This is a genomic window from Halobacillus yeomjeoni (assembly GCF_020171525.1).
GTDB lineage: Bacteria > Bacillota > Bacilli > Bacillales > Halobacillaceae > Halobacillus > Halobacillus yeomjeoni.
The window spans coordinates 243,450-257,974 of the sequence record NZ_JAIVAI010000001.1 but is presented as its reverse complement, the minus strand read 5'-3'; the positions used below and the strand labels follow the sequence as shown (position 1 = coordinate 257,974).

Below are 14,525 nucleotides of genomic sequence, written 5' to 3'. Positions count from 1 at the left end.
ACAAACTGCACAACTTTCACATAAGTATGATGTAGGCAATCGCCTAATATAAGTGGAGGTGTGCGTCTTATGAGCAGTCTGATCGCCTCGATCCTATACTTTTTCAAAGAATCTCTTTGGTTCATGTCTTATGTAAAGAACCAGGCATTTCCAAACCCCCTTTCTCCAGAAGAAGAAGCTAAACAACTCCAACTGATGCAGGAAGGTAGTCAAGACGCGCGGAACACATTGATTGAACATAATTTGAGACTGGTGGCTCACATCGTTAAAAAGTTTGAAAACACGAAAGAAGACTTTGAAGACTTGATCTCCATCGGAACAATCGGTTTGATTAAAGGTATAGAGAGTTACTCAACAGGGAAAGGAACAAAACTCGCCACGTACGCTGCACGCTGCATAGAAAATGAAATATTGATGCACCTGCGCTCCACAAAAAAAATGAACAAAGATGTATCGTTGCAGGATCCCATAGGTCACGACAAAGAAGGGAACGAGCTTAACTTATTAGATATTCTCCAGGCGGATGGCGTGGACATCGTTGAAGAAATCCAACTTAACATGGAATTGGAAAAAATCAAGGATTTTATTACCATTTTGGACGGACGGGAACGGGAAGTGATCATATACAGATATGGTTTGAATGGAACCGATGAAAAAACACAAAGAGAGATTGCCAAAGAACTTGGTATATCCAGAAGTTATGTATCCCGCATAGAAAAAAGAGCACTCATGAAAATCTTCCATGAGTTTTACAAGCAAAGTAAGAATGGTAAAAACGGATAAAAAAAAGCCACTACGTATCAATCGTAGTGGCTTATCTTAATGATCATCAGCTGCTATTTGTCGCTGCCATTTATTAATCTTGACCATGAATATCGTGACTGCCAACAACGATGACACAGTCAATGGCAGTAAGTAATAGTAGTCATTGCTTTTGTATTCAAAAATGCTGATCAATGTTCCCATATATAAATAACTGGAAAGAATCAATAATGTCGCAATGAATCTCTTGTAATCTTCAATCTTTTTTTGTAACCATTCGGTAGACTGCATGATTCCACCTCCTGCACGACTATTATTTTAACATAACTTTCGTGTGATGGAGATGGTAATTGTTATCAATTCAGGGAACTTACCATAGACATGATCATTGTCGCAGCATTCTCAGCTGCTTTTGGCAGGAACTGTTCAAAAGAAACCGAAGATTCCTTGCCTGCTATATCAGATAATGCGCGAATGACGACAAAAGGAGTGCCATATTTGTAGCACACTTGGGCAATAGCCGCAGCTTCCATTTCTGCAGCTATCATCTCAGGAAACTTACCTCGTACAAAATCTACTTTTTTCTCCTCTTGCATAAAAGAATCTCCTGTAGCGATGATTCCTCTTTTGGCTTTCGCATTCGTCTTTTTGACAGATTCCAGCGCTTGTTCAATGAGCTTTTCATCTGCTGCATACATTGCCGGCAGTCCAGGTACCTGTCCATATTCATATTTGAACGCAGTGACATCTACGTCATGGTGTGTAACCAGACTTGAGATGACGACATCTCCAACCTCTAAATCCTTTGCAAAGCCTCCTGCAGACCCTGTGTTGATGACCGCTTCTATATCATATCTTTCATGCAGGATCGTAGTAGACATCGCGGCATTTACTTTTCCAATACCTGATTTCAGTAGAACAACCGGTTTTCCGTGAAGCTCTCCTTCAATAAACTCACTGCCTGCAACTTCATTTCTTTCAGTAATGTTCATTTCGCTCTGTAATAATTCTATCTCTTCATCCATAGCTCCAATGATTCCAATGGTCATATACGTCTTCCTCTCTTATTCATCTTCTTCCCAATAACGATCGACTTCTTTCATTTCCTCTACTTGAACTGGGCGATAACCTTCTCCATCGACCCATTCCAAAGTGACGCGATAATGATTCGTTTTGTCGCTGTCAGATACCGTAGCTAATGCTTGTTGAGGTTGATTCCCTCTGCCGATTCGCCAAATGTACATCTCTTCTTTACTTAAATCAGTAGCTTTTGTGACTGCCTGAAGCATCTCTTCCCAGTCTTGTGTTTCATCATCATACTTGATTTGGTGCTGCCCTTGAATTTCTTGTTCTGTAGGGACAGGCTCCCAGTCTTTTTTGATGATACGGATCACGTTTTCATCACTGCTTTCTTCTACAGTCATGGTTTCTTCATCATTATTACTTTTATCTGTTGATTCGTTACCTGATTTATTCTCATCATTCGTTGTTTGGTCTACGTCTTCCTGAGCTGATTCGTCTTCTGAATCATCTACAGTAGTATTTTCTTCTACCTTTGATTCACCGTCGGGTTCTACAGCTTTTCCTGGTTGGTCCTCTCCCCCGAAAACCATTAAAGAAATGAACACAATGAGCATGATACTTCCGACTCCTATCAGCCAACTCATCAACTTCGTCCCTCTTCTTTTCTTTTCAAAGCGAGAGGAACGTGAATACCGTTCATTTTCATTAGACATTGCTTCTCCTCCTTTTATTCGTACTATATTATACAGCATTCAATAGGGAGGATAAATCCCCTTTTGAACGGGGGTTTAAAAGGCAATGGAAATGTCATCAATCTATGTACAAAAAGGCAGGGGGCTCACCCCTGCCTTTTCTAATCAACCGTGTTATTCAACTGTAATGATTTTAACTTCAATTTCTCCACCCGGGGTAGCAACTGTTACTTCTTCCCCGACTTCATGTCCAATCAGACTTTGAGCCATTGGTGAATCGTTTGAAATTTTCCCTTCGAACGGATCTGCTTCCGCACTCCCGACGATTTTGTACGTTTCTTCATCTCCATCAGGGAGTTCTTGGAAAGTGACAGATTTACCCATGGATACCATGTTCGGGTTGTCATTGTCATTTTCGATGATCACAGCATTACGAATCATGTTTTCGACCTGTGTGATTCGGGCTTCAACAAAAGCTTGCTCATCTTTCGCTGCATCGTATTCAGAGTTCTCGGATAGATCTCCGAATCCGCGAGCGATCTTGATGCGTTCAACAACTTCCTTACGACGCTCTGTTTTCAATTGATGCAGTTCTTCCTCGAGCTTCTGTTTCCCTTCTTCGGTCATATAATAGCTTTTTTCTTCTGCCATAATCCTTACACTCCTTTAATCCAACAAGTATAATGTCATTAATTATAAAAATGAGCGGTCGTCTGCACGGTCACTAAATACAAACCGATAAATTCACCCGTGAACAAACGGTTTTGGAACTACTATTGAAAACTATGCCAGATTTTTGACAGCTTTTCAACTATTTATTTACTGAAAGTATGCCCTTTTTCGTGCAGAACAGTTTGGATTTTGGACGCCATTAAATCAATAGCCACATGGTTTTGACCACCTTCTGGGATAATGATGTCCGAATAACGCTTTGTGGGCTCAACGAATTGCAGATGCATAGGTCTCACGACGTTGATATATTGATCGATGACTGAATCAAGCGTACGTCCTCTTTCATTGATATCTCTCATCATACGACGAATGATCCGGACATCAGCATCTGTATCTACAAATACTTTAATATCCATCATATCCCGCAGACGCTCATCTTCAAGAACCAGAATCCCTTCTACAATGATGACTTCTTTCGGCTCTACGTGTACAGTTTCTTCAGAACGTGTATGCATCTTATAATCATATGTTGGTTTTTCAACGGATTTCTGTTCGATTAATTGATTCAAGTGATCAATGAGAAGATCATTATCAAATGCTAAAGGATGATCGTAATTGGTTTGAAGTCTTTCTTCAAAAGGAAGATGGCTCTGATCTTTATAATAATAATCCTGTTCCAACATTAAAATTGTTTTATCAGAGAAGCGCTGCATGATTGAGCGTGTGACACTCGTCTTACCTGATCCTGTTCCTCCGGCTACGCCGATTACTACTGGTTTATCTTTCATTTTTGTGGGTACTCCTTTCATCCCATACATGTTCTATTTTCGTAAGCACAACTTTTATTTTTTCACAGTGATGGCTATACCATCTCCTATTGGCACGATGGTTGTGTGATAATCCGGGTGGTTCGCAAGCCATTCATTGAACGTGCGGATTTTCCCGGCGATTTTAGCCATGCGCTTTGTAGCATGCTCATCGTCTGCTACATAGCCCTTAAATAATACGTTGTCTGATATGATTGCGCCTTTTTCCGTAAGTAAAGGAGCATAAAGGTTGAAAAACTCCTCGTACTTGCCTTTGGCAGCATCAATAAAGAGCATATCGTACGGTCCATCTTCAGCAATCTTTTCACGAAGTTCAAGAGCATCTCCATGAAGAATTTTCACACGTTGCTCGAGCTGAAACTCTCCGATGTTCTTGCAAGCTTCCTCATAACGGGCTGAGTCTCTTTCAACTGTTACGATTTGACTGTCTGAATCAGCTTCCGCCATCCGTATGGCCGAGTATCCGATGGCTGCTCCTATTTCTAGAATTTTTTTTGGACTGTGCATCCGGACAAGCTGCATTAAAAAATCTATTCCCAGCGGTTCCATGATCGGAACATTATATTCTTTTGCATAGACTTCCATTTCCTTCACTTTTTCGGATGTCTCTGGTCGCAATGAATCTAAGTAGTGCTCTTGCTTCATCACGCTTCATCCCTTCACACATAATTTACATAGTCTTTACAACCCTAATATTTTAACATAAAAAAAAGAAGGAATGCGAGCTTTCTCATTCATTCCTTCAAAAAAATCATTTTATTCGATATGCTTTTCTTTCAATTTATTATGTTCCTTCAACGTCTCAGCATAATAAATGTTTCCTTCACTATCAGCGAGGAAATAGAGGTTGTTTTCATCTTCTTCTGGATTAGCTGCGGCAACGAGCGCATTTTTATTAAAGTTCGATATTGGACCGACGGGCAGCCCCTCTACATAATAGGTGTTGTATGGAGACTCAATTTCCAGGTCTTTATATAACACCTTTTCTTTATGTTTGCCCAGCGCATAAAGGACAGTTGGATCTGTCTGCAATGGCATTCCCTCTTCGAATCGGTTATAGAAGACACGGGCAATTTTCTTTCGGTCTTCCTTCGTACGTGCTTCATTTTCCAGCAGCGAAGCCATAGTAACTGCATCATGAACCGTTTCGATGTTTTTCTGTTTCAATAAATCGTCTTTGTATGGACGGACAACTTCATCAGTTTTCTTAACCATCATGTCAACGATTTGTTCAATAGACGGATTATCAATATAAAATGAATAGGTTGCAGCGAACAAGTAGCCTTCTAACGGATACCTTACATCCTCTGCTAAAATTTCTTCCTCGTTCAGCAGTTCAGGATATTTTTCAATCAGTTTCTTCACATATTTTTTGTCATTCACTTTTTCCATGAATTCTTCTTTTGTAAATTCGGTTTCTTCAGCATAGATTTCTGCGATCTGCTCCAGAGTTTTTCCTTCCGGCACAGTCACTTTGAACGCAGGTGCTTTTACTAACTTACCTGACTTCAAACTTTCAATGATTTCATCTAATGTCATCGATTGGGTAAATTGGTAATTTCCTGCCTGGAAACCTGATTCATTATTGAACTTGGTATAGAACCTGAATACAAGATCGTTTTTAATGATTTCATTCTGTTCCAAAATCGATGCAATCTGCGATGTAGAAGAGCCTAGAGGAATTTCGATGTTCTTCGCAGAATCATCCCCTGGATCGACGGGTTCAAGCGCTGACTTGATATAAAAGTACCCAGAAAGTCCACCGATGATAAGGACTAGGATTAGGGCTGTAAGTATAATAGCTACTATTTTTCGAACCGTACCTGCTTCTTCTGTACGTTTTTTCAAACGTTCACGATAATTGTTTTTGAAATTTGATTCGGACAACGGACTTCCTCCTTTCATCCGGTACATTATACTATAAAAACCGTTCGTCTATCTACAAATCCATCTATATTTCTACATATTAAGGGAGCTTTTTCCATTAGGTGATATTATCCCTGCCAAATAGAAAAGCCTATGGCACATTGCCACAGGCTTTCATTCCTTTTAAGTCAAATCCTCATCTGTAAGAGTATTCAGCATTTCTTCAACCATTTCCCACTCATCATCAGATTCAATTTGGAACAGGGCTAGGTCGTCTTCCTCGTTGCCTTTTTCTTCGTAACGGAAAGCGAATACTTCCACTTCATCCCCTTCTTTTTGTTCCGCTGGGATGACAGCTATATACGAATGACCCGTTTGTTCAACGTCAAAGGTGAACAATACTTCAAATAAATGCTCTTCCCCGTTTTCATCAGGGATAATAATCCGTTCTTCTTTTTCTAGTGCCATGAGAGACTTCCTCCTTTATTGATTTGCATCAAGATAACTTTGTAAAATCATGACGGCAGCCATCTTATCAATGACTTTTTTCCTTTTCTTCCGGCTGACATCCGCATCCAGTAAAACACGTTCAGCAGCCATAGTCGTCAAACGCTCATCCCACAGATGAGCTTTTACATTCATTTCTTCTTCCATCCAGTTGGCGAAAACCTGGCTGGCTTCTCCTCTTGGTCCGACAGTTCCGTTCATGTTTTTTGGAAATCCGACCACAGCTTCGGTTATGCTGTGTTCTTCTATGATTTCTTTCAACCGCTCTCTGGCTGACTCATAGTCATTTTCATCCCAGCATAACGTTGTCAAACCTTGCGCAGTCCAGCCAAGGGCATCGGATATTGCGATGCCTATCGTTTTTTCGCCCACATCCAAACCTATTTTTTTCATTCAACATCCTCTTTATTCTTTTCAATATAGAATTTGACTAACTCCTCGATCAATTCATCTCTTTCAATTTTTCTGATCAAATTTCTAGCATCTTGGTGACGAGGGACATAGGCCGGGTCACCGGATAATAAATAGCCTACAATTTGATTGATTGGGTTATACCCTTTTTCTTGAAGAGCTCCGTGTACAGAAAGCAATACAGAGCGGACATCTTGATCAAACGGTTCTTCTGAGAAATTGAATCTCATTGTTTTATCCATTGAACTCATTTCAGTCACCTCGCGGAATTTAGTCTTTACTCCATTATATACCTATTTTTCCTTCAGGAAAAACTAAGCGTTTTGACTTGCATATTGTTTTGCATACTCTAGAGCTTCAGGAATTTTCGAAGCATCTTTTCCTCCAGCTTGCGCCATGTCGGGACGGCCGCCGCCACCGCCGCCACAACGGGTAGCTGCTTCTTTAATCAAATGACCTGCATGGTAGCCTTGTTCGACTAAGTCTTTGGAGACACCTGCGATGAGTTGAACTTTATCGCCATTTGGTGCGGCCAGTAAAATAATTCCGGATTCGATTTTTTGTTTCAGATCATCAATCATGGAACGGAGGGCATTCATATCTTTAACATCCACTTGCTTAGCTAAAACATTCACGCCATCCACTTCTTCCACTTCATCTAAGATGCTGGAAGCTTCCATATTGGATATTTTCGCACTAAGCGATTCGTTTTCCTTCTGCAGTTCTTTCATTTCTTTATGAAGGACTTCAATACGCTCAGGAACTTGATCTGCTTTCGTTTTCAAAAGCTCGCCTGCTTGTTTCAAGATTAATTCTTTGTTGTTCATATAGAGGTAAGCATCTTTGGCGGTGACAGCTTCAATTCTTCTTGTGCCTGCGCCGATTCCAGACTCGGAAACAATTTTGAACAAACCGATTTCAGCCGTGTTTTGGACGTGACATCCTCCACAAAGTTCTAAACTGTAGTCTCCTACTTGAACAACGCGGACTGTGTCTCCGTATTTTTCCCCAAAGAGTGCCATTGCACCTTTTTCTTTCGCTTCTTGTATAGAGTTGTATTCAACAGCTACAGGAATCGACTGCCACACTTTTTCGTTGACGAGTGATTCGATTTTTTCTATTTCTTCATTCGATACTGAACCGAAATGAGAGAAATCGAAGCGTAAGCGGTCAGGTGTCACTAATGACCCAGCCTGATTGACATGGTCACCCAATACATCTTTTAATGCCTGGTGCAGCAGGTGAGTAGCCGTGTGATTTTTCACAATGAATGAACGAGTGTGCTGATCGACTTCTGCCGTTACAGAATCTCCTTTGTTTACGGATCCACTTTGAACAACCGCTTCATGCATATGCTGGCCGTTCGGCGCTTTTTGGACGTTCGTCACTTCAAGAGTTACGTGATTGTTTTTCAACGTCCCTTTATCAGCGATCTGGCCGCCGCTTTCAGCGTAGAAAGGAGTTTCTTTCAGAAATACGTAAACCGTATCTCCCGCTTCAGCATGCTCACTGAAATCTTTCCCCTTGATCATCTCGACAATTTCAGATTCGTGTGACATCTTATCGTAGCCGATGAAATCACTTTCGACGTGTACATCCCCGAGCACACCTTCCTGAATTTGCATAGAATCTGTTTTCTGACGAGCATTACGGGCACGTTCTCTTTGTTTCTCCATTTCGAATTTGAAGCCGTCTTCATCAATTGTGAAACCTGCTTCTGCCACATACTCTTCTGTTAATTCTTTAGGGAAGCCATAAGTGTCATAAAGTCGGAACACCTCGGTGCCCGGGAAAATGTTGCTTCCTTTCTCCGTTTCCTCTTTCATAATCGCAGAAAGAATCTGCAAGCCTTCATTCAATGTTTGATGGAAACGTTCTTCTTCTGTCTTGATGACATTTTGAATGAATGCTTCTTTTTCTTTCACTTCTGGATAGAAGTCGACCATGATATTGGATACTTCAGGAACCAACTGATACATGAATGGCTTTTCGATACCAATTTGTTTAGCAAATCGGACTGCACGACGAAGTAAACGGCGAAGTACATATCCACGACCTTCATTGGAAGGCAGGGCACCGTCACTGACTGCGAAAGTCACCGTTCTCATGTGATCAGCAATGACTTTGAAGGAAGCATCCTGGTTTTGTTTTTCACCATATTTGCAGTCCGCCATTTTTTCTGTAGCTTCTATGATCGGCTTGAATAAATCAGTTTCGAAGTTTGTTTCTGTCCCTTGAATGACACAAACGATTCGCTCAAGACCCATTCCTGTATCGATGTTTTTCTTAGGTAAAGGAGTGTAAGTATCATCTGGATTGTGGTTGAACTGGGAGAATACAAGGTTCCAGATTTCTAAGTAACGCTCATTTTCCCCACCTGGGTAGAGTTCCGGATCTTGTGGATCATTCCCGTATTTCTCTCCACGGTCATAGAAAATTTCTGTGTTAGGACCACTTGGGCCTTCTCCAATATCCCAGAAGTTTTCTTCAATACGGATGATCCGCTCCTCATCCAGTCCTACTATGTCTCTCCAGATTGCATAGGCTTCATCATCTTCTGGATGGACGGTCACCGCTAATTTCTCCGGATCGAACCCGATCCATTTATCACTCGTTAAAAATTCCCACGCCCATTCCATCGCTTCCTCTTTGAAATAATCACCGATAGAGAAATTCCCCAGCATTTCAAAGAATGTATGGTGCCTTGCAGTGAATCCTACATTTTCAATGTCATTGGTACGAATTGATTTTTGAGCATTGACGATTCTTGGGTTTTCAGGTGTCACCCGGCCATCAAAATATTTCTTTAATGTAGCGACTCCGCTGTTGATCCACAATAATGTAGGGTCCTCATGAGGGACTAATGATGCACTAGGTTCGACGCTATGCCCTTTCTCCTTGAAAAAATCTAAAAACATTTGTCGAACATCCGCTGAAGTTAATGTTTTCATCCCATATGCCTCCTTTATTTTTTAAAAGAATGGTTTTGTCTATACAAACGAAAAAAGCTCCCATCTCTGCCCAATGGCAGGGACGGGAGCTTAATAATCCGCGGTACCACCCTGATTATAGACGTCGTAACATCTATCACCTCAAACGCTGATAACGAAGCGTGACACCGGCGGGGATTAGCCGCACTCTGGAATAGCTTTCAACAACAGTGTCTATAGCGCCTCTTTCAGCCGTAGGAGGTGCCTCTCTAATATAGAATGTCGTCTACTCAGTTCCTTCAACGTTTTCTATCGTTCATATAGTCTCGATATGCGCTATTATAGATAACTGGAGGTTATCTGTCAATGTTGAGACGTCCGTTTCTAATTTCAGAAACAACGACTTTCAAGCATGTAAGGACCGGGACCGCTAAGATAAGTCCTACAACCCCGGCTAATTCCCCTCCAGCGAGTAAAGCCAGAATAATAAAAATGGGGTGGATATGAATACTTCTTCCCATGATATAAGGAGACAGCAAGTTCCCCTCAATCAGCTGGATGATGATGACGACCAGCAAGCTATAAATGAGCAATTTCACAGAAATTGTCAAAGCGACGATCACAGCAGGTACTGCCCCGAGCAATGGCCCGAAATAAGGGATGATATTCGTGGCACCAGCCACCAACCCTAATACTAAGGGATAGGGTAGGTCTATGAGCCAAAATCCTGCACTTGCAAGTATTCCTACGAATACACTGACTAACAATTGTCCTCTGATGTACCCTCCAAGCGAATGATTCAACTTGGTGACCAACCGTCTGGACTCCTCATGCCATGAACGTGGAAGGACGCTCAAAATACTTCTTCCCAGAACTTTATAATCCTTTAAAAAATAAAAAGTCATGACTGGAATAACAGCTGCAAGGACCACGATATTAAATAACCCGCTGATGCCTGTTAATAAGGACATGATTCTCTCACTTGCACCTTCTTCCAAGTTAGAGAAAGTATCGTTAAGTTTTTTGTGTATGCCATCGGGTAAGCGCTCGGTCTGAGCATGAAATTCTTTTGTCCAATCTTGGTAGGATTGAACGAGTTCAGGCAGATGTTCATTCAATAGCTTAAGTTGTGCCAGCAGTCTTGGATAACCTTTATAGATCGCAAAGGTAGCCGATGTGAAGAAAATGGTAAAGATGATGAGAATCGCAAGCAGTCTTGGAATGCCCACCCTTTCCAGGTAACGGACCAGTGGGTGCAGAATCAAAGACAAGACCAATGCAATGACGAAGGGGAGGCACACTCTTCCGATAATCAATAAGACATGATCGTAATAGGGGTACAACCACGCTAAAATTAACATCGAAAGCAATGTGATGAAGAAGATGATGAACCTTCGGACCCATTTCCCCGTCTTTTCGTTCATTATTTTCTAGGACCCCTGTTGATAAAAGATATCATTCAAGGAACTCAAGCTTCCATCTTCTTCAATTTGATTGATATTCATTTTTCCATCCTCAAACGAGAGTTCAAGGAAGCAATTCCAGCAGTAATATTGTTCTGTTCCTATTTTACCTAGGTTTTTGCTATTGCAATTCGGGCATCTCATAGCTGACATACTCCTTTTTTTACCAAACAGTATGTCCATGAGCGTTTTTTTCATACATTACTTCAAAAGTTGGTTCACCCAGTGTATTCCTTCTGAAACCACTTCCGGAGTCGGTCTTGTATGCGGAGTGTGTTCGAAGATGAAATATTTGCTCTCCCCTTGATTCAATAAATCAATACAAGGTTTCATATCGTAATGCTGATCATTTTGTTCAAATTGTGGATGAAGGGGTACCCAGAAATACCCATCCTCTCTGTATTCTACGTTATGTAAATGGACCACTTTGATGTGTGGAAGCAGCCGGGTTATATATTTCTCCCATTGATCTCCTGCTGCCATCCTGTAATCGCCAATATCCAAACAGATGGAGAGATCGAAGTCATGCCAGAAGCTTGCGTAACAGTCATGTAAATATTGAATATTATGAGGAGATTGGGCAGGGCCGAGCTTCGGCTCACAAACGATCCTTATCCCGTATTTATTTTGAAGATGGTTCAAGAAGCGCAGTCCGTCATAAATATCGCCTTCAAAAAATGAAACCTTGTTTTTGAAATAGGGAAAGTGAACTAAGACATAGGCTGCTCCTTTTTTGGCCATTTTAAATACTTCCCTTTCAAAAAGAACACGAGCTTTTTGAGGGGGCATCTTTATTTCGTCAATCAAATCGTATTTGCTCCCCTCCCGGGTTAAAGGGGAGTGTATACCGAAACTCTTTCCATATTCCCTCGCTAGTGTGAAAAATCTTTCAGCTTCCATTTCATTTGGAAATTCACCGATTTCGATATGAGATAGATCATGATTGAATAGCTCTTCCAATTGATTCGGATCCGACATGATTGTACTTCCAGAGATCCCTATCATATGTTTCGACATCGATCCACTCCCCTTCCGCCTTACATAAAGTCATAAGGTGACAATTCCTCTTCATCGACCGGTTCTTCTTTAGACTCAGATTGCAGCTTTTCTTTTAACCTTGTATATCGCGTATTAGTATCAGTCGTTCGAACCCCTTCCAGAAATGCTTGACGATCGCCACATATGATCAAGGATTGTTTAGAACGAGTGATTGCCGTATATAATAAGTTTTTCCTGAGCATTCTCCGGTAACTTCGGACAACAGGAAGAATCACTATGGAAAACTCACTTCCCTGTGATTTATGAATGGATGTGCAATACGCATGCATGATATTGTTCAAGTCTTTTTTCGGATAAACGACTTCTTTCCCATCATAATCGACGACGACCTGTTCGACACCATCCACGTTCTCCTCCGCACGGAAAATGGCCACGATTTCACCGATATCCCCGTTATAAACACCATCTTCAGGCTGGTTGACTAACTGAATGACTTTGTCCCCTTTTCTGAATGTAAGCTCCTTGAACTTCAGGTCCCGCTTTTGTTTACTCTTCGGATTCACGATGCGCTGGATTTCCTCATTCAATTTATGAATACCTACATCTGTACGATACATCGGCGCCAATACTTGCAATTCCTTCAGTTCAATCCCTTTTTCTACCGCTTTATTCACAATATTGGTCACCAATTCTTTTAATTGTGATTCTTGAGCAGGTATGAAATTAAAGTCATGTTCCTTCACTAATGAATGTTCTGAACACGTATCATTTTTGATATCGTGTGCCAACTGTATAATTTTAGACCCTTCTTTCTGACGATACACCTCTGTCAATTTGACTGAAGGTAACTGCCGAGACGCCAGCAAATCAGCCAGCACCTGCCCCGGTCCAACAGAAGGCAGCTGGTCTTCATCACCTACAAGAAGAACTTGCATATCGGATGGGATGGCTCTGAATAATTGATTGGCCAGCCATATATCTACCATGGAAAATTCGTCAACAATCAATACTTTTCCTTCAAGAGGGTTGTTCTGATTACGCTCGAACGAATCATGTCCGTCCCACCCTAATAAGCGGTGGATTGTACTTGAGGGCAGTCCGGTTGACTCCGTCATTCTCTTAGCCGCTCGACCTGTCGGAGCGGCTAAAATAAATGGAAATGTTTCATCCGAATCATACTCAGAAGGATCGATAGAAACGTCATTCAACCGGGCGTATGATTCGATAATCCCTTTGATTACAGTCGTTTTACCAGTGCCGGGACCTCCTGTCAATATCATAAGCTTTGAGTGCAGCGCTTTTTCAATCGCATTGAACTGGTCTTCTCCATAACTCATCGCCTCATCTTCTTCAATTTCTCCGATGACTTTCATTAAATCAGCCTGGGTATGTTCAATGTCAACTTCCTCTTCAAGGAGGCGGTGTAGGTGGTGACAGAATCCGTTCTCTGCAAAGAATAACGAGGGTAGGTAGACTCGGTCTTCTTCAACATACACATGTCGCTCTTCACCTAAATGGATGACCTGCTCAGACAGCTGCTCAAATGCAATGGATGGTTCCTCCCCCTGGTTCAACAATTGATCGACCTGGACAAGGCATTCTTCTGTCGGTAAATAAACGTGCCCATCCGACATACTTTTCTGTAAAATATATAAACAAGCCGCTCGAATACGAGTCGGATGATCATGAGGTAAATTTTGTATCTTTGCAATTTCATCAGCACGATGGAATCCGAAACCTTCCACATTGAAAACAAGCTGGTATGGATCTTCTTCAATGATCGTAAGCGCTTGGTCTTTAAAAGCCTCATAGATTTTTTGGGAAAGTTTAAGACCGAACCCGTATTGAGAGAGATGGATCATAACATGCTCTAGACCTTGGTGTTCTTTTAACGCGTCATACAATTGATCTGCTTTCTCTTTAGGCAGGCGTGGGACAGATCTCAATGCCTCTTTATCTTCTAAAATGACAGAAATCGCCTGTTCTCCTAAATGATCCACAATCCGCTCCGCTGTTTTCTTTCCGATTCCATGAAACAAGTCGCTCGATAAATACATCACCAGACCATCTTTTGTTTCAGGTAAGACCCGGTTATACATCTCTACTTCATACTGCATCCCGAATTTCTTATGGTTTTGAAATTCGCCATAAAAAATGTAGGCCTCCCCTTCTTCCAATGGAGAGAAGTGACCTTTAATTACAAGACTCTTTTCATCGAAATCTTCATTGGTTTCGTGGACTTTGATCGATGCAATGGAGAAATGTTCTGAGTCATTATGAAAAATCATCCGGGCCAATTCACCTTTTACGTATGGACGTTCTTCATTCGAATCAGAAAAGAGCGTTTGTTGTTTCATGTCCATCCTTCTCCTT

Annotated in this window: 16 protein-coding genes; 1 reads left to right on the top strand and 15 read right to left on the bottom strand. The window is 41.4% G+C overall.

The features are described 5' to 3' along the window. The first annotated feature begins 69 nt into the window (after positions 1 to 69). Positions 70 to 783 carry an RNA polymerase sporulation sigma factor SigK gene (gene sigK, locus LCL89_RS01255; protein WP_197316532.1) on the top strand — a complete coding sequence of 238 codons (714 nt, stop codon included), beginning with the start codon at positions 70 to 72 and terminating at the stop codon, positions 781 to 783. A gap of 36 nt (positions 784 to 819) precedes the next feature. Here the strand turns inward: sigK and LCL89_RS01250 are convergent, their stop codons facing one another. The 15 genes from LCL89_RS01250 to recD2 all read right to left on the bottom strand — a co-directional run bounded on the left by LCL89_RS01250 (position 820) and on the right by recD2 (position 14,509). Beyond that, entirely contained in the window at positions 820 to 1,053 is a 234-nt protein-coding gene (locus LCL89_RS01250) for a YrhC family protein (RefSeq protein WP_197316533.1), read from the bottom strand. 65 nt (positions 1,054 to 1,118) lie between these two features. Further along, entirely contained in the window at positions 1,119 to 1,811 is a 693-nt protein-coding gene (mtnN, locus tag LCL89_RS01245) for a 5'-methylthioadenosine/S-adenosylhomocysteine nucleosidase (protein ID WP_224807270.1), read from the bottom strand. A 15-nt stretch (positions 1,812 to 1,826) separates the two neighbouring features. Next, positions 1,827 to 2,498 carry a YrrS family protein gene (locus LCL89_RS01240; RefSeq protein ID WP_224807268.1) on the bottom strand — a complete coding sequence of 224 codons (672 nt, stop codon included), beginning with the start codon at positions 2,496 to 2,498 and terminating at the stop codon, positions 1,827 to 1,829. Between the two features lie 153 nt (positions 2,499 to 2,651). After that, positions 2,652 to 3,128, bottom strand: a complete 477-nt coding sequence (greA, locus tag LCL89_RS01235) for a transcription elongation factor GreA (protein WP_197316536.1) — start codon at positions 3,126 to 3,128, stop codon at positions 2,652 to 2,654. 164 nt (positions 3,129 to 3,292) lie between these two features. Then, positions 3,293 to 3,937: a uridine kinase gene (gene udk / locus LCL89_RS01230; protein ID WP_197316537.1), complete on the bottom strand. Its 645-nt coding sequence runs from the start codon at positions 3,935 to 3,937 to the stop codon at positions 3,293 to 3,295. Positions 3,938 to 3,991: 54 nt separating this feature from the next. Further along, positions 3,992 to 4,621, bottom strand: a complete 630-nt coding sequence (locus LCL89_RS01225; RefSeq protein WP_224807267.1) for an O-methyltransferase — start codon at positions 4,619 to 4,621, stop codon at positions 3,992 to 3,994. A gap of 111 nt (positions 4,622 to 4,732) precedes the next feature. Further along, on the bottom strand, positions 4,733 to 5,863 hold the full coding sequence (mltG, locus tag LCL89_RS01220; protein ID WP_224807264.1) for an endolytic transglycosylase MltG: 1,131 nt from the start codon (positions 5,861 to 5,863) through the stop codon (positions 4,733 to 4,735). A 162-nt stretch (positions 5,864 to 6,025) separates the two neighbouring features. Next, positions 6,026 to 6,310, bottom strand: coding sequence for a DUF1292 domain-containing protein (locus LCL89_RS01215; RefSeq protein WP_197316540.1), 285 nt, complete (start codon positions 6,308 to 6,310; stop codon positions 6,026 to 6,028). Positions 6,311 to 6,325: 15 nt separating this feature from the next. Then, positions 6,326 to 6,742, bottom strand: a complete 417-nt coding sequence (ruvX, locus tag LCL89_RS01210; RefSeq protein WP_224807262.1) for a Holliday junction resolvase RuvX — start codon at positions 6,740 to 6,742, stop codon at positions 6,326 to 6,328. Then, positions 6,739 to 7,011 (bottom strand): IreB family regulatory phosphoprotein, encoded by a 273-nt coding sequence (locus LCL89_RS01205; protein WP_197316542.1) that lies wholly within the window; start codon positions 7,009 to 7,011, stop codon positions 6,739 to 6,741. Before LCL89_RS01205 ends, ruvX begins: the two co-directional genes overlap by 4 nt. A gap of 63 nt (positions 7,012 to 7,074) precedes the next feature. Continuing rightward, the gene (gene alaS / locus LCL89_RS01200) at positions 7,075 to 9,711 is read right to left on the bottom strand and encodes an alanine--tRNA ligase (protein ID WP_224807260.1); all 2,637 of its coding nucleotides are present in this window, start codon (positions 9,709 to 9,711) and stop codon (positions 7,075 to 7,077) included. A 335-nt stretch (positions 9,712 to 10,046) separates the two neighbouring features. Then, positions 10,047 to 11,114, bottom strand: coding sequence for an AI-2E family transporter (locus LCL89_RS01195; RefSeq protein WP_224807258.1), 1,068 nt, complete (start codon positions 11,112 to 11,114; stop codon positions 10,047 to 10,049). Positions 11,115 to 11,120: 6 nt separating this feature from the next. Beyond that, complete coding sequence (locus LCL89_RS01190) at positions 11,121 to 11,297, bottom strand: hypothetical protein (protein WP_197316545.1); 177 nt, start codon at positions 11,295 to 11,297, stop codon at positions 11,121 to 11,123. A 57-nt stretch (positions 11,298 to 11,354) separates the two neighbouring features. Next, positions 11,355 to 12,170 (bottom strand): sugar phosphate isomerase/epimerase family protein, encoded by an 816-nt coding sequence (locus LCL89_RS01185; RefSeq protein ID WP_224807256.1) that lies wholly within the window; start codon positions 12,168 to 12,170, stop codon positions 11,355 to 11,357. A gap of 20 nt (positions 12,171 to 12,190) precedes the next feature. Next, complete coding sequence (gene recD2 / locus LCL89_RS01180) at positions 12,191 to 14,509, bottom strand: SF1B family DNA helicase RecD2 (protein ID WP_224807254.1); 2,319 nt, start codon at positions 14,507 to 14,509, stop codon at positions 12,191 to 12,193. Positions 14,510 to 14,525 lie beyond the last annotated feature (16 nt).

Coding starts and splice junctions, on each gene's coding strand:
- LCL89_RS01225 (WP_224807267.1), bottom strand. CDS start 4,621: ATGAAGCAAGAGCACTACTTAGATTCATTGCGACCAGAGACATCCGAA.
- LCL89_RS01190 (WP_197316545.1), bottom strand. CDS start 11,297: ATGAGATGCCCGAATTGCAATAGCAAAAACCTAGGTAAAATAGGAACA.
- LCL89_RS01240 (WP_224807268.1), bottom strand. CDS start 2,498: ATGTCTAATGAAAATGAACGGTATTCACGTTCCTCTCGCTTTGAAAAG.
- LCL89_RS01185 (WP_224807256.1), bottom strand. CDS start 12,170: ATGTCGAAACATATGATAGGGATCTCTGGAAGTACAATCATGTCGGAT.
- ruvX (WP_224807262.1), bottom strand. CDS start 6,742: ATGAAAAAAATAGGTTTGGATGTGGGCGAAAAAACGATAGGCATCGCA.
- alaS (WP_224807260.1), bottom strand. CDS start 9,711: ATGAAAACATTAACTTCAGCGGATGTTCGACAAATGTTTTTAGATTTT.
- mtnN (WP_224807270.1), bottom strand. CDS start 1,811: ATGACCATTGGAATCATTGGAGCTATGGATGAAGAGATAGAATTATTA.
- udk (WP_197316537.1), bottom strand. CDS start 3,937: ATGAAAGATAAACCAGTAGTAATCGGCGTAGCCGGAGGAACAGGATCA.
- recD2 (WP_224807254.1), bottom strand. CDS start 14,509: ATGAAACAACAAACGCTCTTTTCTGATTCGAATGAAGAACGTCCATAC.
- greA (WP_197316536.1), bottom strand. CDS start 3,128: ATGGCAGAAGAAAAAAGCTATTATATGACCGAAGAAGGGAAACAGAAG.
- LCL89_RS01205 (WP_197316542.1), bottom strand. CDS start 7,011: ATGAGTTCAATGGATAAAACAATGAGATTCAATTTCTCAGAAGAACCG.
- sigK (WP_197316532.1), top strand. CDS start 70: ATGAGCAGTCTGATCGCCTCGATCCTATACTTTTTCAAAGAATCTCTT.
- LCL89_RS01215 (WP_197316540.1), bottom strand. CDS start 6,310: ATGGCACTAGAAAAAGAAGAACGGATTATTATCCCTGATGAAAACGGG.
- LCL89_RS01195 (WP_224807258.1), bottom strand. CDS start 11,114: ATGAACGAAAAGACGGGGAAATGGGTCCGAAGGTTCATCATCTTCTTC.
- LCL89_RS01250 (WP_197316533.1), bottom strand. CDS start 1,053: ATGCAGTCTACCGAATGGTTACAAAAAAAGATTGAAGATTACAAGAGA.